The 23,866-nt window shown below is 55.3% G+C and carries 21 protein-coding genes; 11 read left to right on the top strand and 10 right to left on the bottom strand.

Features of this window, described 5'->3' with window-relative positions; all coding sequences use genetic code 11:
* The 6 genes from HKD32_RS02415 to HKD32_RS02390 all read left to right on the top strand — a co-directional run bounded on the left by HKD32_RS02415 (position 1) and on the right by HKD32_RS02390 (position 9,287).
* Complete coding sequence (locus tag HKD32_RS02415; RefSeq protein WP_194257436.1) at positions 1-4,719, top strand: phage tail length tape measure family protein; 4,719 nt, start codon at positions 1-3, stop codon at positions 4,717-4,719.
* Entirely contained in the window at positions 4,716-6,335 is a 1,620-nt protein-coding gene (locus HKD32_RS02410) for a hypothetical protein (protein ID WP_194257435.1), read from the top strand. Before HKD32_RS02415 ends, HKD32_RS02410 begins: the two co-directional genes overlap by 4 nt.
* 2 nt (positions 6,336-6,337) lie before the next feature.
* Positions 6,338-7,111 carry a hypothetical protein gene (locus tag HKD32_RS02405; RefSeq protein ID WP_194257434.1) on the top strand — a complete coding sequence of 258 codons (774 nt, stop codon included), beginning with the start codon at positions 6,338-6,340 and terminating at the stop codon, positions 7,109-7,111.
* Between the two features lies 1 nt (position 7,112).
* Positions 7,113-8,216 carry a hypothetical protein gene (locus HKD32_RS02400; protein WP_194257433.1) on the top strand — a complete coding sequence of 368 codons (1,104 nt, stop codon included), beginning with the start codon at positions 7,113-7,115 and terminating at the stop codon, positions 8,214-8,216.
* An 11-nt stretch (positions 8,217-8,227) separates the two neighbouring features.
* Positions 8,228-8,884, top strand: a complete 657-nt coding sequence (locus HKD32_RS02395; RefSeq protein WP_194257432.1) for a hypothetical protein — start codon at positions 8,228-8,230, stop codon at positions 8,882-8,884.
* Between the two features lie 67 nt (positions 8,885-8,951).
* Positions 8,952-9,287, top strand: coding sequence for a hypothetical protein (locus tag HKD32_RS02390; RefSeq protein WP_194257431.1), 336 nt, complete (start codon positions 8,952-8,954; stop codon positions 9,285-9,287).
* A gap of 2 nt (positions 9,288-9,289) precedes the next feature.
* Here the strand turns inward: HKD32_RS02390 and HKD32_RS02385 are convergent, their stop codons facing one another.
* Entirely contained in the window at positions 9,290-9,715 is a 426-nt protein-coding gene (locus HKD32_RS02385) for a hypothetical protein (RefSeq protein WP_194257430.1), read from the bottom strand.
* A 90-nt stretch (positions 9,716-9,805) separates the two neighbouring features.
* On the opposite strand from HKD32_RS02385, the gene HKD32_RS02380 reads away from it, so the two are divergent.
* From HKD32_RS02380 to HKD32_RS02365, 4 genes are all read left to right on the top strand, one after another.
* The gene (locus HKD32_RS02380) at positions 9,806-10,309 is read left to right on the top strand and encodes a lysozyme (protein WP_228118699.1); all 504 of its coding nucleotides are present in this window, start codon (positions 9,806-9,808) and stop codon (positions 10,307-10,309) included.
* Positions 10,296-10,622, top strand: coding sequence for a hypothetical protein (locus tag HKD32_RS02375; protein WP_194257429.1), 327 nt, complete (start codon positions 10,296-10,298; stop codon positions 10,620-10,622). The genes HKD32_RS02380 and HKD32_RS02375 overlap by 14 nt, the downstream gene beginning before the upstream one ends.
* Before the next feature lie 132 nt (positions 10,623-10,754).
* On the top strand, positions 10,755-11,012 hold the full coding sequence (locus HKD32_RS02370) for a hypothetical protein (RefSeq protein WP_194257428.1): 258 nt from the start codon (positions 10,755-10,757) through the stop codon (positions 11,010-11,012).
* A complete protein-coding gene (locus HKD32_RS02365; RefSeq protein ID WP_194257427.1) occupies positions 11,009-11,239 on the top strand; it encodes a hypothetical protein in 231 nt (76 codons plus the stop codon). The genes HKD32_RS02370 and HKD32_RS02365 overlap by 4 nt, the downstream gene beginning before the upstream one ends.
* Positions 11,240-11,455: 216 nt before the next feature.
* Here the strand turns inward: HKD32_RS02365 and HKD32_RS02360 are convergent, their stop codons facing one another.
* The 3 genes from HKD32_RS02360 to HKD32_RS02350 all read right to left on the bottom strand — a co-directional run bounded on the left by HKD32_RS02360 (position 11,456) and on the right by HKD32_RS02350 (position 16,603).
* Positions 11,456-11,833, bottom strand: coding sequence for a hypothetical protein (locus HKD32_RS02360; protein WP_194257426.1), 378 nt, complete (start codon positions 11,831-11,833; stop codon positions 11,456-11,458).
* Between the two features lie 708 nt (positions 11,834-12,541).
* Positions 12,542-15,256, bottom strand: coding sequence for a Hint domain-containing protein (locus HKD32_RS02355; protein WP_061928404.1), 2,715 nt, complete (start codon positions 15,254-15,256; stop codon positions 12,542-12,544).
* Positions 15,257-15,523: 267 nt separating this feature from the next.
* A complete protein-coding gene (locus tag HKD32_RS02350; protein WP_194257425.1) occupies positions 15,524-16,603 on the bottom strand; it encodes an IS5 family transposase in 1,080 nt (359 codons plus the stop codon).
* 484 nt (positions 16,604-17,087) lie between these two features.
* Between HKD32_RS02350 and HKD32_RS02345 the strand changes: the two genes are divergently transcribed.
* Positions 17,088-18,404 (top strand): autotransporter strand-loop-strand O-heptosyltransferase, encoded by a 1,317-nt coding sequence (locus HKD32_RS02345; RefSeq protein ID WP_408870748.1) that lies wholly within the window; start codon positions 17,088-17,090, stop codon positions 18,402-18,404.
* Positions 18,405-18,685: 281 nt separating this feature from the next.
* Here HKD32_RS02345 and HKD32_RS02340 read toward each other — a convergent pair whose 3' ends face one another.
* From HKD32_RS02340 to HKD32_RS02320, 6 genes are all read right to left on the bottom strand, one after another.
* Complete coding sequence (locus tag HKD32_RS02340) at positions 18,686-18,919, bottom strand: hypothetical protein (RefSeq protein ID WP_010501346.1); 234 nt, start codon at positions 18,917-18,919, stop codon at positions 18,686-18,688.
* A gap of 34 nt (positions 18,920-18,953) precedes the next feature.
* Entirely contained in the window at positions 18,954-19,841 is an 888-nt protein-coding gene (locus tag HKD32_RS02335) for a nucleoside hydrolase (RefSeq protein WP_234781696.1), read from the bottom strand.
* Between the two features lie 15 nt (positions 19,842-19,856).
* Complete coding sequence (locus HKD32_RS15140) at positions 19,857-20,054, bottom strand: hypothetical protein (RefSeq protein WP_228118698.1); 198 nt, start codon at positions 20,052-20,054, stop codon at positions 19,857-19,859.
* Positions 20,055-20,191: 137 nt separating this feature from the next.
* Entirely contained in the window at positions 20,192-21,004 is an 813-nt protein-coding gene (locus HKD32_RS02330; RefSeq protein WP_023945074.1) for a mechanosensitive ion channel family protein, read from the bottom strand.
* Positions 21,005-21,133: 129 nt separating this feature from the next.
* The gene (locus HKD32_RS02325; protein WP_061928432.1) at positions 21,134-23,257 is read right to left on the bottom strand and encodes a TonB-dependent receptor; all 2,124 of its coding nucleotides are present in this window, start codon (positions 23,255-23,257) and stop codon (positions 21,134-21,136) included.
* A gap of 84 nt (positions 23,258-23,341) precedes the next feature.
* Positions 23,342-23,809, bottom strand: a complete 468-nt coding sequence (locus HKD32_RS02320) for a DUF2946 family protein (protein WP_228118697.1) — start codon at positions 23,807-23,809, stop codon at positions 23,342-23,344.
* Positions 23,810-23,866 lie beyond the last annotated feature (57 nt).

Below are 23,866 nucleotides of genomic sequence, written 5' to 3'. Positions count from 1 at the left end.
ATGCCGACAGTTGAGCAGATCGAGGTTTCCTATCGTGGCCAGATCGCAGCTGCGGCGCAGGCAGATGCCAATGCCCTGGACAAGGTTGCGGATGGTCTTGACCGGGTTGGTGAGTCGATCGAAGTTACAGACAGCAGAATTACCCGCACGACCAAAACGGCCGAAGGTTGGGTTAAAACCCTTGATACCGTCACGAAATCAGCCACAGCCCTGCGAAAGGCGCAGGACAGGCTGAATGAAGTCACTGAAACGGTGAATGAGGGTGTCCGCAAAGGTGAGGTCACGCAGGCAGAAGCTGCCCGCACGATCGATGCCCAGACCGCAAAGGTCAAGAAGCTGTCGGATGCACATGACGCAGCAGTGAAATCAGCCAAGCGGGCCAGCGATGCGCTCCAGGACACGACCGACAAGGTCAAGCTGTCTGGCTATCAGTTCGGTATCGTCGCTGATGAAGCGCATAAGTTCTTTGACCAGGTGATGTCTGGCGGCTCTGCCATGAAAGCCGCCTTCTATCAGGTGCCCAATATGGTGCAGGTGATGGGTGGCTTTGGCTCTACGGTTAAAATCGTGGGCGGCTTTCTTGCGGGTCCGGGGGGTCTAGCTGTTGCTGCTCTTGCGGGCGCTGCAGCACTCTACAAAGTTGGCTCTGCAGCAGAAGCCGAACAGGAGCAACTGGCAACCCTGTCACAGCACCTGCGAGCGACCCGCGACGATTACACGGCCATGGCATCGTCGGCCGAAGCCGCGGCGCGTCAGCTTTCGTCCAGCAGCGGCTTATCGCTCGATGATAGCCGATCTGTCACCACGACCTTTGCGGCCGTGCCGACAGTCGATGGCTCCAGCCTCAAGGCACTGTCAGCCGAGGCTCGGGATCTGGCCGAAGTGATGGGTGAAACCGTCCCGGAAGCCGCCAAGACCATGGCGGATGCCTATGCGGATCCGGCCAAAGCGGCCCAGGATTTTGCGGACAAGGGCCTGCTGGGGGTTCATCAGAGTTTGGTCAGCCAGATCGAAGATCTGCAAAACTCTGGCAACCGTCTTCAGGCCTGGCAGTTGCTCATGCAGCAGGTCGGCACGGCAACACAGGGCGCAGCAGAACAAGGCCTGACGCCATTCCAACAGTCGTTGCATGACCTGCGGGACGACTGGGCTCCTCAGATCGAGGGCGCGAAAAGCTATGCCAATGCTATTGGGGACGGCATTGTTTCTGCTGCTACCAAGGGGATCGAAGCCCTGGCGTCCATGGGAAAGGAAGTCCAGAGCCTCAAAAAGTGGATGGACAGTTTCCAGCCTGCGCATGTGGCCTATGAAGCGCAGCAGGCCACTCTTCGCAGCGGTTCATCGTCTGGAATTTCCGGACTGATTGACAGTGTTGGTTCTCAGATCGGGGCCAGTTCTGACGTCCTCTCCCTGGCACACCGGATCCAGCCTGTGGAAAGCGCCACGGGTCAGTACAAGAACGGTCAGGTGGTCATGTCGGCTGCTGGGGCCATTGGCGCCATGCAGGTGATGCCATCCAATGCTGATGGGAATGACCTGACGGACCCAACCGGCAACGTGACGGCTGCTGAAAGGCTCCTGATCCGCCTCTATTCCAAGTATGATGGCAATCAGCAGCTTGTGGCCATGGCCTACAACTGGGGCGAAGGAAATGTTGATTCCTACCTGAAGGGCTCGAAGTCTGTTCCGCAGTCTGTCCAGGATTATGCGGACAAGGTGACGGGCGGCCAAGTCTATGGTGCCACGACTGTTGCCAGCATGCAGGGAAAGGTCAGCGATGCCCTGAAGTCTTCGGACAGTTCTACGGCCTCCCAGGTGCAGGACCAAACCAACGCCATCAAGCAGCTGACGTCTGCCCAGGCGGCACTGGATGACCTGCACAAGGCTGGCAAGGTGACGGACGCTGACTATGCGGCGTCCACTCAGGATCTGACCAATCGTCTGCTGACCCATAAGGGCGCGTTGAACGAACTCCGGGATCCGCTTCAGGAGCTGGCGCATCAGCAGGAACAGGCCACGGACGCGGCATGGACTGGATCAGCCGCCCAGAAAGCCATGGTCCAGGTGGATCAACAGGTCGAGGACGCTGCCCGTAAGATGGGTCAGGCCCATGCCTCCACCGCTGACATTCTGGTGGCTGAAGCGCGGGAACAGCAGATCCTGACGGGCGAGTTCAACGCCTCGATCGAGTCCATGACCCGCAAGACGACTGCCCAGGAAGCGCTTCTGTCTTCCTATGATGGCAGCAAGGGCAGCCTCGACCAGTATCTGCGGTCTGTGGAAGCGTCCGAGACGATTCAGAATACCTCGACAGGGAATACGAAAGAACAGGCCCGTCAGCTGGCTGCTCTCACGGATGCCCTGAACAAGTCTGCGGCCGCACAGGCGGACGTGACCACCGCACGCAAGGCTTATGGCCAGTCCCTCGATCTGGATTATATCAAGGCGGAAACGGCGTCTCTGGGTCAAAACTCGGATGCGGTTTCGGTTCAGATGGCAGTCCTGAAAGAGCGGAACAGCCTTCTGGAGAATGGTGCCGATCTCACGTCCAAGGCCAGTCAAACGGATCTGGCGAACGTGGCAGCGATCCAGTCAGCCACGAATGCCTACCAGCAACAGCAGGATGCACTGAATGAGCTGACCAGTGATATTTCCTCAGCAGCGGATACGCTCTCCGGTGACTTCACGCAGGCCTTCGTCAATGCCTCCAATGGCGGGGTGACTTTCAAATCTGCCATGCAGGGCGTCGAAAGCCAGCTGGTCTCCATGATCGCCAAGCTGGCGCTCATCAATCCACTTCTGAGTGCCATCGACGGTAAAAGCCGCACAACCCTTGGCAGTATCGGCTCCCTTTTTGGAGGCGGTAGCGCTGTGGGAGGCGTTTCCATTCCAACAGTGAATATTGGATCACAGGACGATGCAGATGCCTTGGGTGGGCTGGGGTCGGCGGCATCAGCCTATGGTTCGCTTGGCGGCCTTGGTGGTGCCTCGTGGTTGTCCTCCGGACTGAAAACCAATCTGTTCGGGACGGCGACAGTCGGCAACCTGCTTGGCGGCGTTGGGGCTGGCTTCGGTCTCGGCTCTGCTCTCGGCGGTATCGGCGGTGGAACCAACGGCACATTGGGCAGCGGAATTGGCTCCGGCATTGGTGCGCTGGCCGGCTCGTTTATTCCAGGCGTTGGGACGCTGATCGGTGGCCTGGTGGGCGGCGGTTTAGGTGGCCTTCTTGGAGGCCTCTTCGGGCACAAGAAGAACCCCTACACGATCGACCAGGTGCAGACGATCGATGGTCAGCTGTCTCTGGGCCAGACCTGGAACCAGGCACAAACGGACACGATCACGGAGCAGCTGAAGACGGATATCTCCTCGATCAACAGCGTTCTGTCTGCGACTGGCGCTGATATCGGCGGTGGCTATCTGGGCACGGTCCGCAACGACAAGAACAATAAAAACGCGGCGATGCGGTCCGTTTCCCTGACGGATCTTCTGAAAAGTTCCACGCTGACCAGCTCTGACGCCACGTTCAACCAGGCGCTGTCTCAGGGGATGCCCTCGGACATCACGGACGTCTCCACCTATACGGCAGCGATCCAGAGCCTGAAGGCCATGGCGGATACGGTTGACCAGCTTGGTGTCTCGGTCTCGAAATTCAATTCGGACGGTACCGTCACGATCCAGAATTTCACCGAAGCGACCGGGGATCTGAAAACGGCGCTCGATACGGCGCTGGACGGCAAATCGCTGTCCACGTCCGATCTCCAGACCCAGATCTCCACGATCTCCACGTTCGTCAACACGACGATGCCGAGCCTGCTGTCTGCCACGGTTTCAGGGCAACAGTCCTGGGTGGACCAGATGGCGACGCTGAAACAGACCTATGACGCTGCGGCGTCGCAGGCGTCGGCCTATGGTCTGGATGGGTCTTCGATCACGTCCAAGTATCAGGCGCTGTACGATCAGGGTTATGCGAACAACATGACCACGCTCAATCAGTCTGATGCGGGTGTCCGGGCGCGTTACCTGACAGCCACGGGTGATGATGAAGGCGCAGCACTCCTGAATTTCGATACCAGTGCCGATCAGCAGCGACAGTCGCTGAAAGACACCTGGCGTTCGTTCCTGGGCGATGCGTATTCGTCCCAGCAGGCCTACGTAGATCAGTCGGCCGATCTGGAAAAAACACTGGCGGCCGAGCGCCTCCAGATCCAGCAACAGTACAACGGCACGTCCGTGGCGCAACTGAAACAGTATCAGTCCCAGGCGCAGCAGTCTGTCACGTCGGTGTTTTCCAGCCTGACGGATTATGCGCGGGGGCTGAATACGTCTGACGCGTCGCCGCTGTCTGCCCAGGCGCAGTACCAGAGCGCCAACGACAACCTGATGAGCGATTATCAGGCGGCCATGGGCGGGGATTACGATGCCCTGTCGCGGATCCAGTCCGACGCCAGCACTTTCCTGTCCACGTCCAAGACGTGGCAGGGGTCTGGCACCGGATACAGCACGGATTTCACGCAGGTTTCGAATATCCTCAAAGCGCTTGGCCAGTCGGATAGCGACAAGATCACGGCCAATCTGGTCCAGAAACTGGCCAACCAGCAGACAGACGCCACCAAGGCGGTATCGGATCAGATGGCAACCCTCCTGAAAGTGGTGGAAGCAATGCAGAAACAGCAACAGCTTCAGGCTGTCACCGACGCCACACGGCCGAGGGCGGCATGAGGTTTCGCACAGTCGAACTGGAAATTGTTCTGCCGGCCGTCACGCAGCCGGCAGCGGTTCAGGGGTGGGGAAATGTGCCGTGGGGCGCTTTGACGCAGTTTCCGGATAATCCGGAATCCGTCGAAACCCTGCGGTTCTCGGATGCGGGCTATGTGGATGAGAACCACATCCCTTATCCGCCCTATGTCACGCAGGCGCTGGATCTGTCACGGTCCCTGACCCTGTCAGCAGATGCGTTGGGCGGATCGTTCTCTATCGGGATCCTGACGCTGGCCAATCCGGACGGCGTTCTGGATGGTCTGCTGCAAAGCCGTGTGAATGACCATCTTCCCGTTACGCTCCGGGAGGGCGAACGTCTCTGGGATACGGCACGGCAGATCTGGACGGATCCGGCCTCTGGCTCCCTCCGTCCCGTGTTCGCGGGCCTGGGGAAAAACTGGCAGCCGGGTCTAAACAGCGTGTCCATCACGCTGCTCGATGCCACCTACTGGCTGGACGGGACTGTTCCTGTCTCGGTTTATGGGGGCACCGGGCGTCTGGACGGCGATAGCAACGTCGTCGGCCGTGACATTCCACGGCTACGGGGTACGGTCTGCAACGTCACGCCTGTTCTGATCGACAGCAGCAATTATGTCTATCAGCTGTCAGACGGTCCCGCTGATGTGGTGGCGCTGTATGAGGGCGGTTATGCCGGCATCGCTTTCGGCGGTACCGTCACTGATCTTTACGCCACGTCTCCGGATCCCGGCACGTACACCGTTCTGTCCAGCAGTGCGGGCACCTGGATCCGACTGGGCACCAAACCCGTCTATGGAATCACCGTCGATGCGGTGGGGCGCTTTCGATCGGGGGCAGCTCCCGCCAACGTTCTGGACGTTCTGCGACAGTTCCTGATCGAAGACATGGTGATGCCCTCTGCCTATATCGATGCGGCCTGGACTGCGACGTCCAGCCTGGCACCGTATGCGGGCGGCTGGTTCTGGGACGGGTCCAGCAGTGTGACAGGCCGTCAGGCGGTCAGCACGCTGCTGTCGGGTCTGGGCGTTTCCCTGGTCCCGACACGGACAGGCACCCTACGGCCGATCCGGTTGCAGGATCCTGCGGATGCGGGGGATCCGGTCCTCACCCTGACCACGGACGTCATCAGCGCGATTTCGCCCGTGTCTCTGGACAGTTCTCTGGATCCGCCAACCTGGCGCTGGCGGATTGGCTGGCAGCACAATTTCACAATCCAGACCTCCGGATCCGGTTTGCATCCGCAGGCCTCGGCGGATCGTCAGTCCCTGATTGCCGAAAGCGACCGGGGTGCTGTGTGGTTTGATACGACCGTCAAAGCTCAGTGGCGCGTTCCAAACGATCCCGCGCTGATCTCCACGGCTCTGGCCAATCAGGCGGATGCCGTGGGGATAGCGCACTGGCACGGATCGGTCTGGGGCAAGCGCCGTCACCTCTGGGCGGTAGACGTGCCGCAATCCGTGGCTTTGGCTGTGGATCTCGGGGATGCGGTATCGCTTCAGGCGCCTGTGCCAGGTGCGAAATCCGCTGTTCCGGGGATTGTGGTCAGTGAACACGTCACCAGCTCCGGCAATACGACAACCCTCACAATACTGGTCTGAAAATGCAAAACTGCGGCATTGGCTGGCAGAATGTACTGCTGCCGGCTGCGTTGTCCGGCAATGGCGTTTCTGGCCTGCCCGTTACCAACCTGCAAAACCAGCAGGGCGCGGCAAGCCTAGCCTGGCGCGTGGCAGCCGGGGGCACCGGATGGAGTGCTGACGTCAAGGCAGCACTTGGCTCTGTCCAGTCGATCCGGGCGATCAGCCTGCACCGGACCAACCTGACGACAGCAGCAACCTGGCGCATCCAGATCCGGAACGGTGCGACCGTGACGTTCGATCAGACGGCTGGTGCCAATATCCAGAACGGGCAGTGCCTGCGGATTTTGGCAGCGCCTGTGTCTGGTGACTCTCTTGAAATCACGGTCTGGGATGCCAGTAATCCGGACGGCTTCATTTCGATCCCGCTGGCCTATGCCGGGCCACTCTGGCAGCCCGTGCGGAACTATTCCTCCGAAAGCACCGAAAGCCTGACGGTGGGGCAACAGAGCACCACGACGCTGTCAGGTGGCGAGTTCGTAGATGCACGCTACGTCCAGCGCGGACTGTCGATCGCGCATCAGTCCTACGGCGATGCGGATGCAGTGGTGCTGCGACAAATCCAGCGTGTCGCAGCTACGGGGCAAAATATCCTGTTCGTGCCGGATCCGTCTGTCAGTTCGGCTGCGCTGGCACACACGGCACTGTTCGGGCGTCTGTCGGGCGGTGATCTCTCCAATCCCTTCGGGCCAGCCGACCGGCATGCCCAAACCTTCACACTGACGGAAAGGCTTTGACGTGGCAGCACCGCTTCTTCTTGATCTTGTCCTGGAGACGGCCACCAATCCGGGCACGGCCTCGTTCGTGCTGAATGGTGCCGTCCAGGACCGACGCTCTTTCGCCTCGGCGGCTCCGGGTGGCGGGCAGGTGTTCTATTTTGCTGATGATGGCACGCAGGCCGAATGGGGTGTGGGCGTCCTGGCAGTCGGGACACCGAATACCCTGAGCCGGCAAACCGTGACAGGCACGACGCAGAATACGGCGCAGGCGCTGAATTTCACTGGAACCGTTCGGGTCTATTCCTGGGTGCCAGCGTCCTACACGCCTGTCCTCGATAGCAACGGGTCTCTGGCGCTGCGGGGTGATATCACGGCACAAAGTGGATCTCTGTCCCGGCTTCAGGTCATTGTCGAGGCGCTTGTTCCGTCCGTGACGAACTGGGGGTCTCAGCAGGCTCTGCCCGCTGTCGATGCCCAGAACCGGTTCATCAACAAGGATGTCGGTGGTGGCAACCTGCCAGTCCTGAATATCCAGCTGGTCAATGCCCCGACCGAGGACAATAGCGCTGCCTATTTCCAGTTCCTGACGACCTGGGGCGCTCTGGCTGTCCCCACGAACGCGAACGTCTCCAACCAGATCCGCAGTTATGCCCAGCCCATTGGCAACTATGCGCAGTCACAGGCCCTGACGGACACGGCCGCCTATCTTCAGAGCCAGATCAATAACAAACAGCCGACCGGCACGTACGTCACGACGCAGCCGACAACCTCCGGATCCAGTGGGGATCTGAAGATCAACGCAGTCAATTTCAGCAACAGCGCCAATGCGCCTTACCTGAGCGGTTACAAGCCGGACGGATCTCTCACCAGTTACATTCTGGCCCAGATCGGAGACCTGCCGCTGGACAGGTCGAAAAAGCTGCACTGCTGGCAGGTCGTCATCCAGAATGGTCAGCGGGTGAATTTCCCGTCCGGATTTTCCGGAAGCCCGGACAGCATCAATTTCAACACAACCCAGCGCCTTGATCTGTGGTGGACCAACGCCGACTCAGGCGGATTTACAATCAATTCGAACTCCAACGCCTCGCAGCAGATTTCTGTGATTGCGTCCGGGCCTCGATAGGACAAAACGATATGACAACTGCACTCGATGCAATCAAAGCAGCCTATCCCGCCCGCTATTATGCAACCACAGACGGATCTGTCGTCACGGGTGTCCTGGACGTCTGGGCCGGGACTACGAACAACGTCCAGGCACAGATCAATGTGTTGGCATTGCCGGCTGTGTCTGATCTGATTGCCCTGACAGCAGACCAGTTTGCCGAAACGGTTGGGGCGACGAATATTCCGGTCTCAGGCGGCGCTCTGGTCTATGCCAGCCGCTATGCAGCGAAATTCGATCATACGGCCGCGCAGCCTGCTGCTGTTACGGGCTGGTACGACCTGTGGACCCTTGGGTCTCATAAGAACCTCCCGGCGCTTGATGATCTCCTGCTTCTGTCCGCTGCTGACTGGCAGGCTCTGGGTGGAGACTATTCGGACAAGGGAAACAAGGGCGTTCAGGACGGCCAGCTGATCGACTACACGCCGCCGCCTGTTCCTGTGCCACTTCCTGACCAGGCAAAATCCGAACAGGCCTGGATCCAGTATCAGGTCAACCTGGCCGCCGCGATGGGTGAAGCCTTCACGGATCCGATGAAGGCCTATGTGAAGGCGATCGCAGCCATCGCGGATGGCACGGACACGACCAGCACGGCTTTGCCGGCGCGGCCTGACCCAATCATGGCCTGATCACTGGCCCTTCTTTTCTGACGTTCTCTGACAGCTGCCTCCGGGCGGCTTCTTTTATGGAAAAACCATGCCTGACGCTCTGACCCCGTTGCCACTCCAGATCGCACCATCCAGCAAAGACGACCTGATCCGGGAATTGCAGGATCGCGCCCTGAAGCTCGAAACTCAGGTCGAAGGACTGGGGGACAAGTATTCCGATCTTCGGGTGGAAATGCGCTCGGAGATCGCGTCCCTGCGCACCCAGATTAACGACCTGAAGGAAGATCTGGAAGCCGGAATCAAAGCTCTCGGATCCAAGGTTGATCGGGTCATGGGTGGCAAGGCTGTGGTTACAGCACTTGTCACCCTAGCGACGTCAATTCTTGGATCCGGAGTAGTTCACCTTGTTGTATCTATAAAATAAAACTAAACCGAAATAATTTTCGCATTAGGATATTTTTTTAAGAATAAATCGTGTTCTATTTTAGAAAATGATACATACACCCAATCTATACACGCATCATCGTTTTCGTAATTGGGTATATCTTCTAAAGGATTATGTAGCAAAATTGCGACATAATTCTTGGATTTAAGATCAGGCTTCTTTTTTTCCGAGAAAAATATTCTTCCATCTCGGAAATCTATAAAGCCGTTCTCCTTGAAAAAATCATAGTCAATCTTAAAATGAAAAAAGTCTTCCTCATAGTCCGATTGATGACTTCTATCTTTATGTAATTGAGATAACATTATATTTGCTCTGCCTTGAGCGTAAAAAGCAATATCTCCCGCCTTTATAAAAGCGGACATGATTGCTTTCTTTTTGTAGTCTTCAAAGCTTACTACGTATGGCATTGGTTTTTCCTTTGGTTATTCCAATGAAACCATAATCGACTTAGATCCAGACTCACAATCCGTAAAAAATAATTGTTAGGTATTAATCCTATGACTGAAACTGCCGTCGTGCTCGCCATGACGCTCTTAAAGCTGCCCGGTTTCGAAGGATTCCGGTCGAAGCCGTATGTCTGCCCTGCCGGGTACTGGACGATCGGTTACGGCAGCCGCTGGCTGAAGGACGGCAAGCCCGTCACGGCCAAAACGCCCCCTATCAGTGAGGCGGATGCTGCCAGCCTGCTGCTGCAATCTGTCATGGCTCTGGACGCCTCTTTGTCACGCCTGGTCAAGGTTGCGCTTTCAGACGTCCAGCGGGCCGCTCTTCTGTCCTGGCAGTACAACGTCGGCACACCGGCCGTGGAAAGTTCCACGCTGCTGCGCAAGCTCAATGCCGGCTGTTACGTTGGTGCGGCCAATGAGTTGACACGCTGGAACAAGGCAACTGTGAAAGGGCACCTGGTCGAACTGGCTGGTCTGACCACGCGCCGCGCCTATGAACGGGACGTGTTCCTGGGCAAGCGGACAGTCATGGGGCCGAGCCATGCAATGGTCTGACCTTCTCGGCTTGCTCCCGCCTCAAGTCCTGCTCTGGGGTGGCATCTTTCTTGTTCTGACGTCGATGCTGCTGAATCTCTGCGGCTTCCTGCGGTCCAGGATTGCGCCGCCGGATCCGGGATCGATCTGGGTGAGGCCGTATCAGCTTCTGAGCTTTCTGGCCTTCGAGCAGAAATATGCTGCCGCCATGTACAAGATCGGGCTCACGGCCGTCATGACGACACGGGCTGAAGCACCGCTCTTGAAAAAGGCAGGCGCAGACAGTGGCGTGCCAATCCTGGACAGCAAGGGCAAGCCCAAAGCGCCTACCTGACTGAACCCGTCCGTCGGACCCGGTTCGATCATCCTCATTCCTCAGATCTCCGAAGGAGGCAGCAATCCTGCTGTCAGACCGTCGGATGCAACGCCGCCCATCGAGGTGGCTTTTTTTATGGAAGAAACAGTTATGGCTTTTAGTTCTGTAACGGCCCTTGAAGGTCTCGTGAATCAGTCTCTGGGCAAGGCTGACACGCCTACGGTTCAGCAGGGCATCAGCGTTGGTGGCCTCGTGCTTCAGGGCGTTCTGGCTGCATCCATGTCGAAGCTGGCCGAGCATGTTGATATCACGGCATTCGATGCTGCTCTGACCAAGACACTGGAAGGTGCCACGGATCTGGAGCGCGTCATCGCTGCTGGTCCCGTCACTCAGGCGCCAGCTCAGTGAATACCGCCAATCTGGCGATTGTCGGCGTCATGGTCCTTGTGGCTGTGGCGTCGGCCCTCGGGCTCTATCGAGCCGGGGGCAAATCGCAGAAGGCCGATACGGCTGATCAGGACGTCAAAGACGCAGAGTCTCAGGTGACGCAGCTGCGAGCCATGGAACAGCGCGGTGCAGATGCTCCGCAGGCCGTTGATGAGCTTCTGGATGCTCTAAATAAGGGAAAAGCATAATGCGAGCTGTTCTATTGTGCCTGGTGCTGGCTGGGTGTGGGCAACCACGCATCAAGGTGGTGTGCCCTGCCCTGCATCCCTGGATGGCTGATTTCCAGAAGGAAATGGCGGCCGAGATCCGCACACACAGGCAGGACTGTCCTGCCTTAATTCAAAGCGCGATCCAAATGTCTCGCATCCATAAATTCTGCAATATTCAATAGATAAGAAAATTTATTATTCCGGAATAAATAGATGCGTTCCTGCACACAAAGTCGCCCATCCATCAAACTTTGTATGCATGTATATATCAAAATACTTATTTTCATCACTAGAATTTTCATCGACTTTATCCCACGGGAAATCTGAGAATATTCTATCAAAAACTACGTCAGGCTCATCTCTAGAAAAAATAGCGACATTTTTTTTCAAATCGTATTCAATAATCCTATTCTCTTTTATTGCAAAACAGAAAAATTCTTTAAATAAATTGAACTTCTCTTTTAACGAAAGTTCATCATGATCGCTAAGACCAAGCGACCACCAAATTCCTATGGGGTTATCTCCATTCACACCAATCATGAATTCGTCAAAGTCTTCTTTGTAATTCTTCATTTTCTGTTTCCCAAAATAAATTTTGCCATAACTATCGCTATCAGAATGACACCAACGATCATAAAATAAGGTTTGACACAGCGTCGATTCGCGCGTGGACTTTCCGTTGTAGGAATTCGATGGTTTGACGAGATAAGCTACTGTTTTGAATAGATTTATCTAGTTGCGTCGGGTCCACCACCAATCTCAGAAATTGCTATCTTCCGCCAGTTTTTCGGCAGGTTTGACACCTTCCTCAGGGGGCAAATCGCAGAAAGCCGATAGGGCTGACCAGGACGTCAAAGAGGCAGAAGACGCACTCTATCGGACCTCAACTATGGCCCAAGCTGAAACAGATAAACCAGCGACTGAGAGCGACATTTTAGCGCGATCAAACAGAGGAAACGCATGAAGTGGATTGTTCTCGGGCTTGCCCTAACAAGCTGCACCTCTATCCGCTATGTGCCCTACCCTCGTTTCGTACTCAGATGCTGAGCAAAAGGAATTAGCGAGTGAGATCCGAAAAAGCCCGCAGTCGCAGGTGATGCGCTGGATAGGAGATTATATCGGACTTCGTGATCAGGTCCGAGCATGCCGGAGTTAGCACCTCTGAACGAAATGAAATGTCTATATTTATTGGGGCTTGGCGTAGAGCCAGCTTTTAATTGGTTGAGTAATTAAATTATGAAATGGGGAGGCAAATGCCTCCCCATTGGCCCTTAGAGCCTGTTAACCGACCTGACGCAGTTCGGTCTGAGCCACAGGAGCGTCCATCAGATAGGGTCCGCTAGAGACGATCTGAATGGAAAGCACACTGGGGTCTCTGTTCAGCGTGACATGACTCTGGAGTGGCAGAGCCGCGTTGCCATCCGTCCAACGATAGGTGGAGGATTCCAGACCATGCCAGCCTGACAGATCAGCTATCGACAGATGTGTTGTCAGGTTCGTTGTCTGACGAGCGGCAAACAGAGACACCTCTCCTACCAGCACACCGAGATCACGACGATCATCCACAAATGGTCCGATCGTGTCACTCGGACGGCTGGTCCGGGAGATGAGACGCACAGTCGCAACATTTGCGGGGATCATGAACATGACCCGATCGTGCGCCGTACGCAGCGGACGAATAACCTGGCCAAAGTTCGTGACCAGATGCAGGTCCGGGTCTGTGGTCAGTTCCGGCTGAGGCGCAGCACTGGTGGCACGTGCCGCAATGGCTGCATGGATCGGCTCAACGAAGGCGCGGGAGGTTTCCAGCGGTAGCGTTGATGAACCGCCCGTTTTTCTGGAGCCTCCGAAAAGGGCCGTTACGGTGTGGTTGTCGAACTGATCACGGTTGCCTGTGTCGAGATAGCTCTCGGTCAGTGCGTTTTCAGCCCAGACCGCTTCATGGCTGTCCAGTTCAACGTGGTAGTAGGTGTAGCTGTTGATCGTGCGATCAATCAGGATTGAGGTGCCATTGACCAGCATACGGGCCGGGACGAGCTTGCCCTCGAAGACCATGCAGTGCTCCTGCGTGACCAGCAGATCACGGGACGGAACACCATCAGCCAGAGCGCCCTCACGGATGCGAACGAGCCAGTTGTCTTCAGGAACAGGCTGGCTTGCTACCGTGATGGAACGATGACCCAACCATTTGACGGGCATCGCGCCCTTCGGCGTCATGACCAAGGTACCGGGCACGAGGGTTTCGACAGTTGCTTCGCCATCCGGCGTCATCAGCGAGGTGCCTTCTGCAAAGCAAGTCGTGTAGATCAGGCCGCCATTGCTGTCAGACGAGAGCGTATAACCGTAGTTGCTGGCACCCGGTACGTTCAGCGAGTAGCTGCCACCTTTGGTGTAAAATGTGATGCCGGTAGATGTTGTAGTAACACTGGTGACACTTGCGGCAGGAATGGACGCAAGCTCGATCGTATCCGTCGGAGACCAGTTGGAAATGGTGTTGGTCGGCATTGTCGTGCCGCTGATGACCAGATTTGCACCGTCACCCGCCAGCGAGACAACGCCGGTGCCCGCAGTTCCATTCAGAACCAGTGTACCACCGGAAGAGACGGTTTGCGTACCCGCGATAACACCACCGGAAGAAATAATAGTCTTACCGCCAGCCGCAATCACAGTGCCAGAAACTGTACCTCCGCTCTGAATAACAAGCGTGTTTCCGGATGTTACGTTATAAGCCGCGCTGTTGGCATTACTCCATGTTACCCCGTTATCAATGATAATCGTGCCGCCAGTTCCACTGCCAAACCGATTGCTGCTTGGGGTTGCGCCGCTGGCAATTTCCAGAGTTCCGCCGTTAACCAGATTAGCGGATCCGGTTGCGCCAGAGCCCAGATACAGGCGCCCGCCACTTTCAATCGATACACCTGACGTGAGGGAGTTTGCCCCCGACCCCGAAGCAATCAACTGCGCAGAACCTGAGAGTGTTCCGCCGTAAACCGCTCCATAATTGGTTACAGTGCCACTATAAATATAGTTACTGGCAGCACTGAGAACACCCGCGCTCGCGACTGTGGTAAGGCCCGATACGACACCTCCCGACTGAACATTAACCGTTGCGCCGGAATTAACGGTATTAATGGAAAGGGTAGCACCGGAAACAACCGCCTGCGTCCCGCGTAAAATACCGCCGGAAGAAATAACTGTCGTTCCGCCGGATGCAATCACAGTGCCTGTGACAACACCTCCACTCTGGACAATCAAAGTATTACCAGAAGTTACGCCCAAGCTTGTCGTGTTATTGTTGCTCCAGGTAGTGCCACTATCAATGATGATAGTTCCACCCGTTCCGCTTCCAAATCGGTTATTGCTGGGGGTAGCTCCCCCTGCGATCTCAAGTGTGCCACCATTGACGAGATTGGCAGACCCCGTAGCACCAGACCCCAGATAGAGGCGCGTGCTGCTCCCGACACTGACGTTGCTAATAACAGACCCGGTATAAGCACTCAGCGCTGCACCAGAGCCGGTAAGCGTCCCATTTGTCACTGTAGAGCCTGAAGAGACGTTGATTGTGCCCTCCAGAAGCGTTCCAGCATTTGCTGTAATCACGGCTCCTGTTGCCACATTACCGCCGCTGATCACAGCTCCGGTGGCGGCGCTTAAAACACCACCACTAAAGGCGTTAACAGCCAGCACTGTTGCGCCGGTTGCAGCACTAACAGTGCCACCTCCCGCGATGAACGGATTGTCAGCCGTTGCACCTGCAGAGAGATATCGAATGCCGCCACTCTGAATGACCCCTTGGAATGAGGACCCTCCACTGGAGATATAATCCTTACCTCCACTACTGACGACGCCGTTACGGACGATACCGCCGGAAAGAACAAACCGCTGACCGCCATTGTGCTGGTCTTGCGTAACGCCGCCGCTCGAGACGGTTTCAACGTCTCCATACACGAGCTCATTCGAAGCAACCTGCCCCGACGAAACGTTATAAGTCGCCATGGTCTTTTATCCTCACCGACAAGCCACAAGAAACGAAGGAAAAATGTCGTGGATGGTGGCTCATTGAACAGTTTCACCGGAGCGCTCGAGTGTTATCTTTTGAGCAACAACAGTGAGAGGAAAAACCAAACCATGTGGAGCGATCGAAGAACCGTTGGTTTATGTGCTTCGTTTGTGATTTCAGGCTTCTGGCGATGTAATTAACGGTTTCTGCGATGGCATCCGGTCTGCGTTTTGAGCAGATTGATTGCTGCCCCCTCTGGATGACTACGCGCTCGCGCTGATCCGCTCGAGGAAGAGGAAGCGGCGCATGTTGTAGACGATATTGGCGAGCCCGATCCTCATGGTGGCCCGGGTGATACCGACAGTTCGGATGAAGAGTCCGGTCTGAGATTTCTGATCGGCAAAGACGTGCTCGACGCGGGATCGGATCACGGACTTCCCTGCGTTGGATCGCTGGATATGCCGGGGCATCGGTTTGAGATGCGGCTTTTTGCGATGAACCTTGGAGACAAAGCCCTGCTTTTCTATGAAGTCTTCGTTGGCTTTTGAGCGATAGGCCGTGTCAGCCCAAACACTTGAGGCCGTATTGGTTTTATCCAGCAGCCCCTCTCTCAATCGCGCGCCATCATTGGCGGCGGCATGCGTTGTTTTCCATTTCCGGATGAACCGGTATTTCCGATCGATGGAAACATGCGATTTATAGCCAAAGAACGGGATAGCGAGATCCGTTGTGGGGATCGTCCCGTCATCCTGCCGTTTTGCTTTCGTGAACTTCAGCGTCCAGCGCGCATGGCGATCCTTGTGCGACAGCTTTGCCGGCTTGTCCTGCCAGTCTTCTGGAATACGTCCTGCCCGGAGGTCGGCTTTCTCAGCGTTCGTATTGCGCTGCTTCGGAGCCGCTACCAATGTTGCATCCAGGATCTGGCCCGACATCGGCAGATAGCCCGCGTTGCGCAGGGTTGTATCAAAACGATCAAACAGCCTTTCAATCGCACCAGCCCGCGTCAGGCGCTCGCGGAACAGCCAGAGTGTTTTGGCGTCCGGCACACGGTTCGACAGTCCCAGACCAAGGAAACGCATGAAGGACAGGCGATCATTGATCAGATACTCCGTCCGCTCGTCGGACAGATTGTTCAGCGTCTGGATCACCAGAATTTTGAACATCAGCACAGGATCAAATGGCGGTCGCCCGCCTTTGCTTCCGTCTGAATAAGCCAGTGCCTTCTCCAGATCAGGACGGAACACTTCAAAATCCACAATCCGGGAAAATGCTTCGAGCTGATCACCCAGCCCGCTCAACCGGGCAAGCCGCTCTTCAACGTCAAAAAATCCCGGCTGCTTCATAGCGTCATTCCCTCAGTCAGAATCGGACGAATGGAATCACAGAGCAGACCTCAAAACCAGGGGGTTTTTCGAACCCTCCATGTCCTAGTGTTTCATCTCAAGCGTTTTTTGCGTTTGGCTTCGCCTCTCGTTTTAACGATTTCTTAATGAAACAGGGGACAACGTTTATTTTCTCAAAGAGGAATTTGAAAAAATGTAGAAATGATAAGAAGATTTTTGATCGTAATAATTTTTGATAGAAAATCCCTTCATTCGAGAAAACGATAATTTTCTTTGTAAATATTATTCCTTCGATTCGGCATTTATGTCCGAATCCAGCGTAAATTTACGATCCCGAAGGTAGCTTTTGATGACCAATATTTTGGTACTGGCTTCCATATTATAAATGGTCAATAATCATGACCTTCTTGTTTTATCAGATCCTTTTTTAATGCTCTAGCGTGCGATTTGAAGGAGGCGTATGTCTGCGTCTGATGTGACTTCCATACCAACCCAGACAGAGGAGGCTCCAGTGCCTCTCCAGTCCTCTGGTTCGGGTGCTTCGCCTGCCGTCGAGACAGAGACGAAATCTCCCTATCTTGCCATTTCTCCTGTTCCTGTCGTCGAAGGCGGTCAGGGCGTGCGCTTTGACTTCAATGACGGCGCGCGGGTCATGGTGCCAGACATAGCCCCTGAGATTGGTCAGTGGCACGTCCGGTTGTCGGACTATGCCACGGGCAATATTCTGTTCGATGCCCGCCTGAAGGGCGGAATGGTCGCCTCGACCAAGAAGTTCTTTGTCCCGTTCCTGATTGATGTCTGGCTGGAAAAGCCGGATGGCACCCGTGAAAGCGTGCTGCATCACGAGTTGTCACTGGAAGGGAAACCGGTTCTGGTACAGCTTCCTGTTGGAACGCTTGGCGATACCATTGCCTGGTTGCCTGCGGTTCTGCGCCTAGCGCAGGAAAGTGGCGCCAAGGTGACGTGTTCTGTTGCGGACGTGATCCTGCCTTTGGTCAAGGAAGCTAACCCGGATATCACGCTTGTGGGTCATGATGAGGCCAAGGCGAACAAGGATTTCACGGCGGGGTTCTACGCCAGCTACAATATCGGTCTGTTCTTTACAGACACCGAGTTCACGCATCAGCCGACGGATTTCCGTCATGTCGGCCTGCATCGGACGGCAGCCTATATTCTGGGAGTTAATCCCTGGGATGATACTCCGCCACCCATCACGATCCAGGATGGCGATACGCCTCCCATCGAGGGACCGTATGTTGTCATTGCCACGCAGGCCAGTACGCAGTGCAAATACTGGAACAACCCGGCAGGCTGGCAGGAGGTCATCGCATTTCTGAAGGCTTCAGGGTATCGCGTAATCTGCATTGATCAGAAGACGTTTCATGGGACGGGGTATGTGTACAATCACATTCCTCATGGCGCCGAGGATGAGACGGGGAACCGGCCTCTGTCGGAGCGGGCGCGCTGGTTGAAGCATGCCAGTTTCTTCATTGGCCTCTCCAGCGGTCTGGCATGGCTGGCACATGCGGCAGGGACGCCGGTTGTGATGATTTCCGGTTTTACGCATCCGGACAACGAGTTTGCCACGCCGTACCGCATCATCAACTGGCACACCTGCAATTCCTGCTGGAATGACCCGAAGCATCAGTTCGATCATCAGGATTTCTTCTGGTGTCCACGGCATAAAGGAACTGACAGGCAGTTTGAATGTACCCGTCTGATCACAGGTGCGCAGGTCATCCATACTCTCAAACGTCTGATCAAGGATAAGGGGTTGCCGATGACGGAAACGGCTGCCTGAGCAAGCAGACAAGCTGAATCCGGTTTGACAGTCCACAGATTCGCGCGTTGTTTTTCCACAGAATAGATTAGATGGTTTGACCCGATAAAACTTTGTTTTTCCATAGATTTATCTAGTTGAGTCGGGTCCACCACCAATCTCAGAAATTATTAGTTTTTAGCAGGTTTGAGAGTGGTCTAACCATTCCCTGTCTCGCACTGATCTTAAAGCGTTTGTCTTTAGCAGAAACACGAAGCGATCTCTGTTACTCAGATCACTTCATGCCTGCCGGGATTATACCCTCACTGTTTCTTCAAAAGAACCTGAGCGGCCTCCAGTAACTCACGCCCCAGTTCGGCCGCAGTTTGAGGAGAAAGTGAAAACTGCTCAAGCTTGTCTCCTGCAGGCAAGTGTTCGGGAGACGTTGCAGACTTGATCTGCAACACGACAGCACCATCCTGTACAACAACTGTACGATAGGCTGTTACACTCGAAATATCGAGGTTCCCGTCCTTTTTCAGCTTCCATTCTGACATTGTGTATCCTTTGATTTACCGTCCGTCCGTCCGTTTAAAGCGCTTTGGCGTTCTGAATAAACCTATCAAGGAATTTCTGTTCATCCACGCCTTCAACGATTGTCATGGATTTCACTCCCGTTCGAAATGGAGCTTGATCGCGTTTCCAAAGATGCACACGGCCGTAGTTAATCCCCGGAATGGTATCGACATCCATATATAATTCCTGAGATTTCGTAATAAGGGACGGGTCCACAACAATCGCCGCAGCCATCTCGTCCCAGAGCAGCATGGGTTTCATGTATTTTACAACATACTGCGCAACCGGACGCCGGGATTGAGCAATATTGGCAAGATGCTCTTTGGACAGGACCAGGTCAGATGAAATATTCCCAACAACTGTGATTTTGGCCCACGGAACCGTTAGGGTGATATGCGCAGCTTCGGGATCAAACACCATGTTGAAATCATCTGTAAACGCGGCATTCCCATTAATTGCGGACATATTGGTATCCACAAGGCCGCCCATAAAAATCAATTGTCGGGCAAGTTTGGGAAACTCCGGGTCAAGCCTGATTGCAAGCGCCAGATTGGTCATTGCGCCCGCTTCAAATATCGTTACTCGATGGGGATGAGCGTGCACGGCCCGGATCATAAACTGGGCTGCTTGTTCATGGCTCGCTTGCAAAACAGGTCTGCCTTCAGGAAGCGGGGTCAAAACGGGTTCCTCTGCGAGTGCGTCCTTAATGGACCCACTGCCACCCCAAACCCCTTTCCACGGAAGAACACCATATTGTTCCTCATGCAGACGCATACGATCAACCGTATTCAGAGGCGGATATATCGCCCCATCAAAAACTGGAATATCCGTCCTTCCTGCCAATTCCAGAAACCTGCGAAGATGTTCTGATTCGGCATTTTCCCATCCATCTCCTGTTGCCACAGTCAGACCCAGAAATTAAATTTTTTTGGACGCCAGGAGCGGGATGAGAGACTGGATGTCCGAGCCTCCTGGCCCGTTGTAATCGTTATCCGCAATAATGAGCTGGCGCTCCCCCTCTGCTGAGAGATCAAGCGCAGCATGAGCCGTCGCACAGACGGAAAAACATGACACAGCCAAGACGACACGCAGGATATGGTATGCTTTGCCGGACATCACATCCTCCTATCAAAATACCATTGATGACGGCCTACCCAGATTACAGTCGCCTCACCCTGATAACCTCATCATACGGATCAATAGAAAATGTCTGTGACCTGCTGGGAAACACTTCTCCAACAGGCCAGCTCTACTCAGGCCGCAGTACGAGCGGTAACACCCAGACGGAAGCCTTCTTTCTTCAAAACCTGAATGGAGGCTTCAGAATACTTGGCAACCAGCGGTGTCACATTACCCGGCGCACACCAGAAGCCCAGCGTCACGGCAATATTGGCTGGCTTAGGCAGGAATGAAACGGATGGAGCCGGTGCTTTGAGAACAAGAGCATCGTTCTGAAACAGGTCCAGAAGCAGCGCGCGGGCCTTGTCGATATCGTCATTGTAATCAATCAGCAGACTCACCGATGCGAGCAGCCGTTCAGACTGTGAGCTGTTAATGACGACATTGTTCGAGAGCGTACCGTTCGGAACATACACAATGTCGTTCGTGGAATCCTGCAACACGGTTCGGAACATCTCGATTGAGACAACCGTTCCTGTATTGCCTGCAGCCGTGATAGAATCCCCGACCTTGAACGGACGGAACAGCAGGATCAGCACACCGCCCGCAAAATTCGCGAGACTGCCCTGAAGAGCCATGCCGACAGCAAGACCAGCCGCCCCCAGGACAGCGACGAAGGAGGTCGTGGCAATACCCACCATCGATGCAACGCTAATGAGCAGAAGGGCCTTCAGCAGCAAGCCGACAACACTCAGCAGAAAGCCGCGAAGCGTCGGCTCAATATTGCTGGCGGCCATCATGCGCCCCATGCCGCGGGTTACCATATTGATGATGGACCAGCCAACCAGTAGCACCACAATCGCCAGAACAAGCTGTCCAGCGTAACTCAGAAGTGTTGGTAGCCAGCCGTAAAACTGGCCCCACAACGTATTGACGTGATTTTCCATGAACCCCTCTGCTGTTCGTTAAGTTGGCACCATGATGCCGACAGATGAACCGCAGGGTAACGGGCTTGCAAGGTTGCCTTCAAGTCTGTCCCGGAAAACCTCTGACAGTCTCCGGGACTGACATGATTGTCAGAAAGACGCGGTCAGGCTCAGGTTGAAAGAACGCCCCAGCCCCAGCAGCGGACCAAGATAGCCGGTCGCCTGATAATCCCCCAGAGACATCCCCCCAAGCGGCAGATAATATTTCTGATCCAGAACGTTATCGATACTGCCATCCAGCGTAAAATACCGCCAGTGATAGCTGCCACCCAATCCGAGCAACGCATAACCGGGCGTCCGTGGTTCCTGACGCAGTCGATCCACGCTCTCTTTGGATTTGACGAGCGTGACATCCACATGCCCGCTCCAGTTCTGGAATGTTTCCCGCAGCGTTATCACGCCGTTCGTTGGCATCTGGTGATAGAGTCCGGCGTGAGACACAAGATCCTGCCCGCGAACCCAGTTCAGATTGGCCTGAACCTCACCCTGACCATACATCGTGCTATTCCAAAGCCGGGCGAACATCGAACTGTTGATGCCATAGCTCTGCGCGTTGTGGTTGGCGAACTGAAGCATGGACCGTCCACTGGAAAGCGTCCCGATATTCACGACGTTTATGTAGTGATGCGTGTAGGTATAATAGGGCTGAACCTTGATTTCCCAGCCATGCCCATGCGGATCGTGCAGCGTAACCGTCGTGCTGACCGTATTGGCAATTTCAGGCGTCAGATTGAGATTGCCAACATAACCGTTCCCATCCCCGAACCAGCCGATCATTGTGGACGCCATGGCCCCTCGCCCCCAGGCATACCGCTCATAAAGGTTGGGGGAACGGGTCTTGCGTGCATAACCACCCTCAATGGTCAGACTCTCAAGCGCCTGCCATCGCCCCGTCGCCGTGACGTCGAAATTGGTATCGGTTCGCCCCCGGGAGGCCGCGTTGAAGGCCTTTGCAGCGGCGGCATCCGCCATACTCATCATGCTGGTCCAGGAATAAGGCGCTACCTTTCCCGTATTCATCATGACCAGATCGTTGCGCAGACCGAGTTCTGTGGAGAAACGAGACGTCCACTGGGCTTTCCATTCAATATAATGCCCCAGCCGATCCCGATGCCCGTTATTCACATTATGGAAGGTGTCCGGCCCCATCATCATGCTGTTCAAAAGCGGCGGCCACCAGTCATTCAGGCCGTTATGATCGAATGAACTGCCAATTCCCAGCGTATGTCTCGGGCCAAGCGGGATCGTGGCCTTGATGGAATAACCCGCAGTCCGGGTGTCCGTATTCATCGGCATCCCGGTCGAGGCCGTATGCCCTCCCTTGTCGGAGAGCATGTTCATCGCGTGATCAACACGCTGCCAGAACCCGCGCGCTTCGAGCGTTCCCCAGTTGAAATCGCCCGTATATTTTCCGTTCACAAACGTGGACCGATTGTTGGTCATATCCATGTACTGGTTCGGAAACCCTTCATACGGAATATCCTGCTGCCCGACCGTCAGGGACAGCAGATGATTTTCCTTGCGAACGCCGAGCGTGACAGCATGATTGAAACTCAGATAGTTCGTGGACAAAACACGTCGCCCGCCACCTCCGGCATGGTAGTCGCTCGCATGGCTGTAAGATCCCGTGTACCGCAGACTGAGCCAGTCATTAGCGACTGTCACCGAACCGGACGCACCCGAACCACCACCGTTACTGCGATATTCTCCCTTCGCATGACCGGTCACGAGGATCTTCGAACTTTTTGAAAAGATCGGGTCCTTGCGATTGACCTCAATCGTGCCGCCCGTACTGTCCCCGCCCTGGCTGACCGACGTAATCCCCGCAATGGCCACAGCGGACGACACCATATCCGGATCAATATAGGACATGGCCGGATTCATGTGATTAGGGCATGCGGCCTGCATGCGCATCCCGTCCACAAATGTCGCCACCCGGTCATCGGCCATGCCATTGAGCACAGGAAGCGCCGACACACCGCCCGCGGAATAGGCACTAAACCCCAGACTGCGCTTGAACAGGCTTGTCACATCCGGGTCCGTTGTTGCGGTGTGCCGCACCCCATTGACGGTAATGAATTCTGTGGAAGGAGACTTCCGGGTCTGCGCGTTATCCGTATCGTCCGCAAAAGCCGGGTTCAGGGAAAAGACAAGCGCGCAGCCACACAGCAACAGTCCCGGACGTGACACACGCCGAGCATTCGGAAAAAACATGATCCATAACCTTCGATGAAACACAGAGAGCCGGCCATCTTTCTCCCAGGCCTGGAGAAAGATGCGGTCGGCAGTGACGTGATTTCAGACGAAGTGCGGAGGCCCGGTGGCTGGTGGCAGATGCGTAACCCGCCCGACCGGAGGCGCACGAACGGCATGGCTCCGATAGCGCCAGCGGGACCAGCGGATAAGCGTAAGCAGAACAAGAACCGTTGCCAGCAGAACAACGGCTGGAAGATGCAGCAAGGGGCACAGCGGGCAAGCTGCATCATGATGATGGTGATGCCCGGAATGATGCACCATTCCTGACATCCCCGTGTGCCTCATTGGCATCATCATCACTTCTGATGGGGCTGGAGGCGTATCCGGTCCGATGCTCAGTCCTGTCAGGCGCTCAAATGTGGCACGCGGGGTTTCATCGGGCATGGACTGGCTCTGAAGAGCAAGCTGTCCAAACAGCCCCAACAGAACGCAGATCACCAGCAGCCAACGACCTGTCGTGGCAGAGAAATCCCGACCGTTCCTGAACTGCCCTGAAACCAGCGTCCGCAACCTTGTTCAAATCTTCTGGCGCAGAAAAGATCACTCGCTTTGCATTGTAAATACCCA

The organism is Gluconobacter japonicus (assembly GCF_015244665.1).
Classification (GTDB): Bacteria; Pseudomonadota; Alphaproteobacteria; order Acetobacterales; family Acetobacteraceae; genus Gluconobacter; species Gluconobacter japonicus.
This window is presented reverse-complemented; position numbering and strand designations above follow the sequence as displayed.

Excerpts from the sequence above, each read along its gene's own strand:
- HKD32_RS02390 (WP_194257431.1), top strand. The coding sequence starts at position 8,952 with ATGCCTGACGCTCTGACCCCGTTGCCACTCCAGATCGCACCATCCAGC.
- HKD32_RS02330 (WP_023945074.1), bottom strand. The coding sequence starts at position 21,004 with ATGGAAAATCACGTCAATACGTTGTGGGGCCAGTTTTACGGCTGGCTA.
- HKD32_RS02380 (WP_228118699.1), top strand. The coding sequence starts at position 9,806 with ATGACTGAAACTGCCGTCGTGCTCGCCATGACGCTCTTAAAGCTGCCC.
- HKD32_RS02410 (WP_194257435.1), top strand. The coding sequence starts at position 4,716 with ATGAGGTTTCGCACAGTCGAACTGGAAATTGTTCTGCCGGCCGTCACG.
- HKD32_RS02325 (WP_061928432.1), bottom strand. The coding sequence starts at position 23,257 with ATGTTTTTTCCGAATGCTCGGCGTGTGTCACGTCCGGGACTGTTGCTG.
- HKD32_RS02415 (WP_194257436.1), top strand. The coding sequence starts at position 1 with ATGCCGACAGTTGAGCAGATCGAGGTTTCCTATCGTGGCCAGATCGCA.
- HKD32_RS02340 (WP_010501346.1), bottom strand. The coding sequence starts at position 18,919 with ATGTCAGAATGGAAGCTGAAAAAGGACGGGAACCTCGATATTTCGAGT.
- HKD32_RS02360 (WP_194257426.1), bottom strand. The coding sequence starts at position 11,833 with ATGAAGAATTACAAAGAAGACTTTGACGAATTCATGATTGGTGTGAAT.
- HKD32_RS02385 (WP_194257430.1), bottom strand. The coding sequence starts at position 9,715 with ATGCCATACGTAGTAAGCTTTGAAGACTACAAAAAGAAAGCAATCATG.
- HKD32_RS02405 (WP_194257434.1), top strand. The coding sequence starts at position 6,338 with ATGCAAAACTGCGGCATTGGCTGGCAGAATGTACTGCTGCCGGCTGCG.
- HKD32_RS02350 (WP_194257425.1), bottom strand. The coding sequence starts at position 16,603 with ATGAAGCAGCCGGGATTTTTTGACGTTGAAGAGCGGCTTGCCCGGTTG.
- HKD32_RS02355 (WP_061928404.1), bottom strand. The coding sequence starts at position 15,256 with ATGGCGACTTATAACGTTTCGTCGGGGCAGGTTGCTTCGAATGAGCTC.
- HKD32_RS02370 (WP_194257428.1), top strand. The coding sequence starts at position 10,755 with ATGGCTTTTAGTTCTGTAACGGCCCTTGAAGGTCTCGTGAATCAGTCT.
- HKD32_RS02395 (WP_194257432.1), top strand. The coding sequence starts at position 8,228 with ATGACAACTGCACTCGATGCAATCAAAGCAGCCTATCCCGCCCGCTAT.
- HKD32_RS02375 (WP_194257429.1), top strand. The coding sequence starts at position 10,296 with ATGCAATGGTCTGACCTTCTCGGCTTGCTCCCGCCTCAAGTCCTGCTC.
- HKD32_RS15140 (WP_228118698.1), bottom strand. The coding sequence starts at position 20,054 with ATGTCCGGCAAAGCATACCATATCCTGCGTGTCGTCTTGGCTGTGTCA.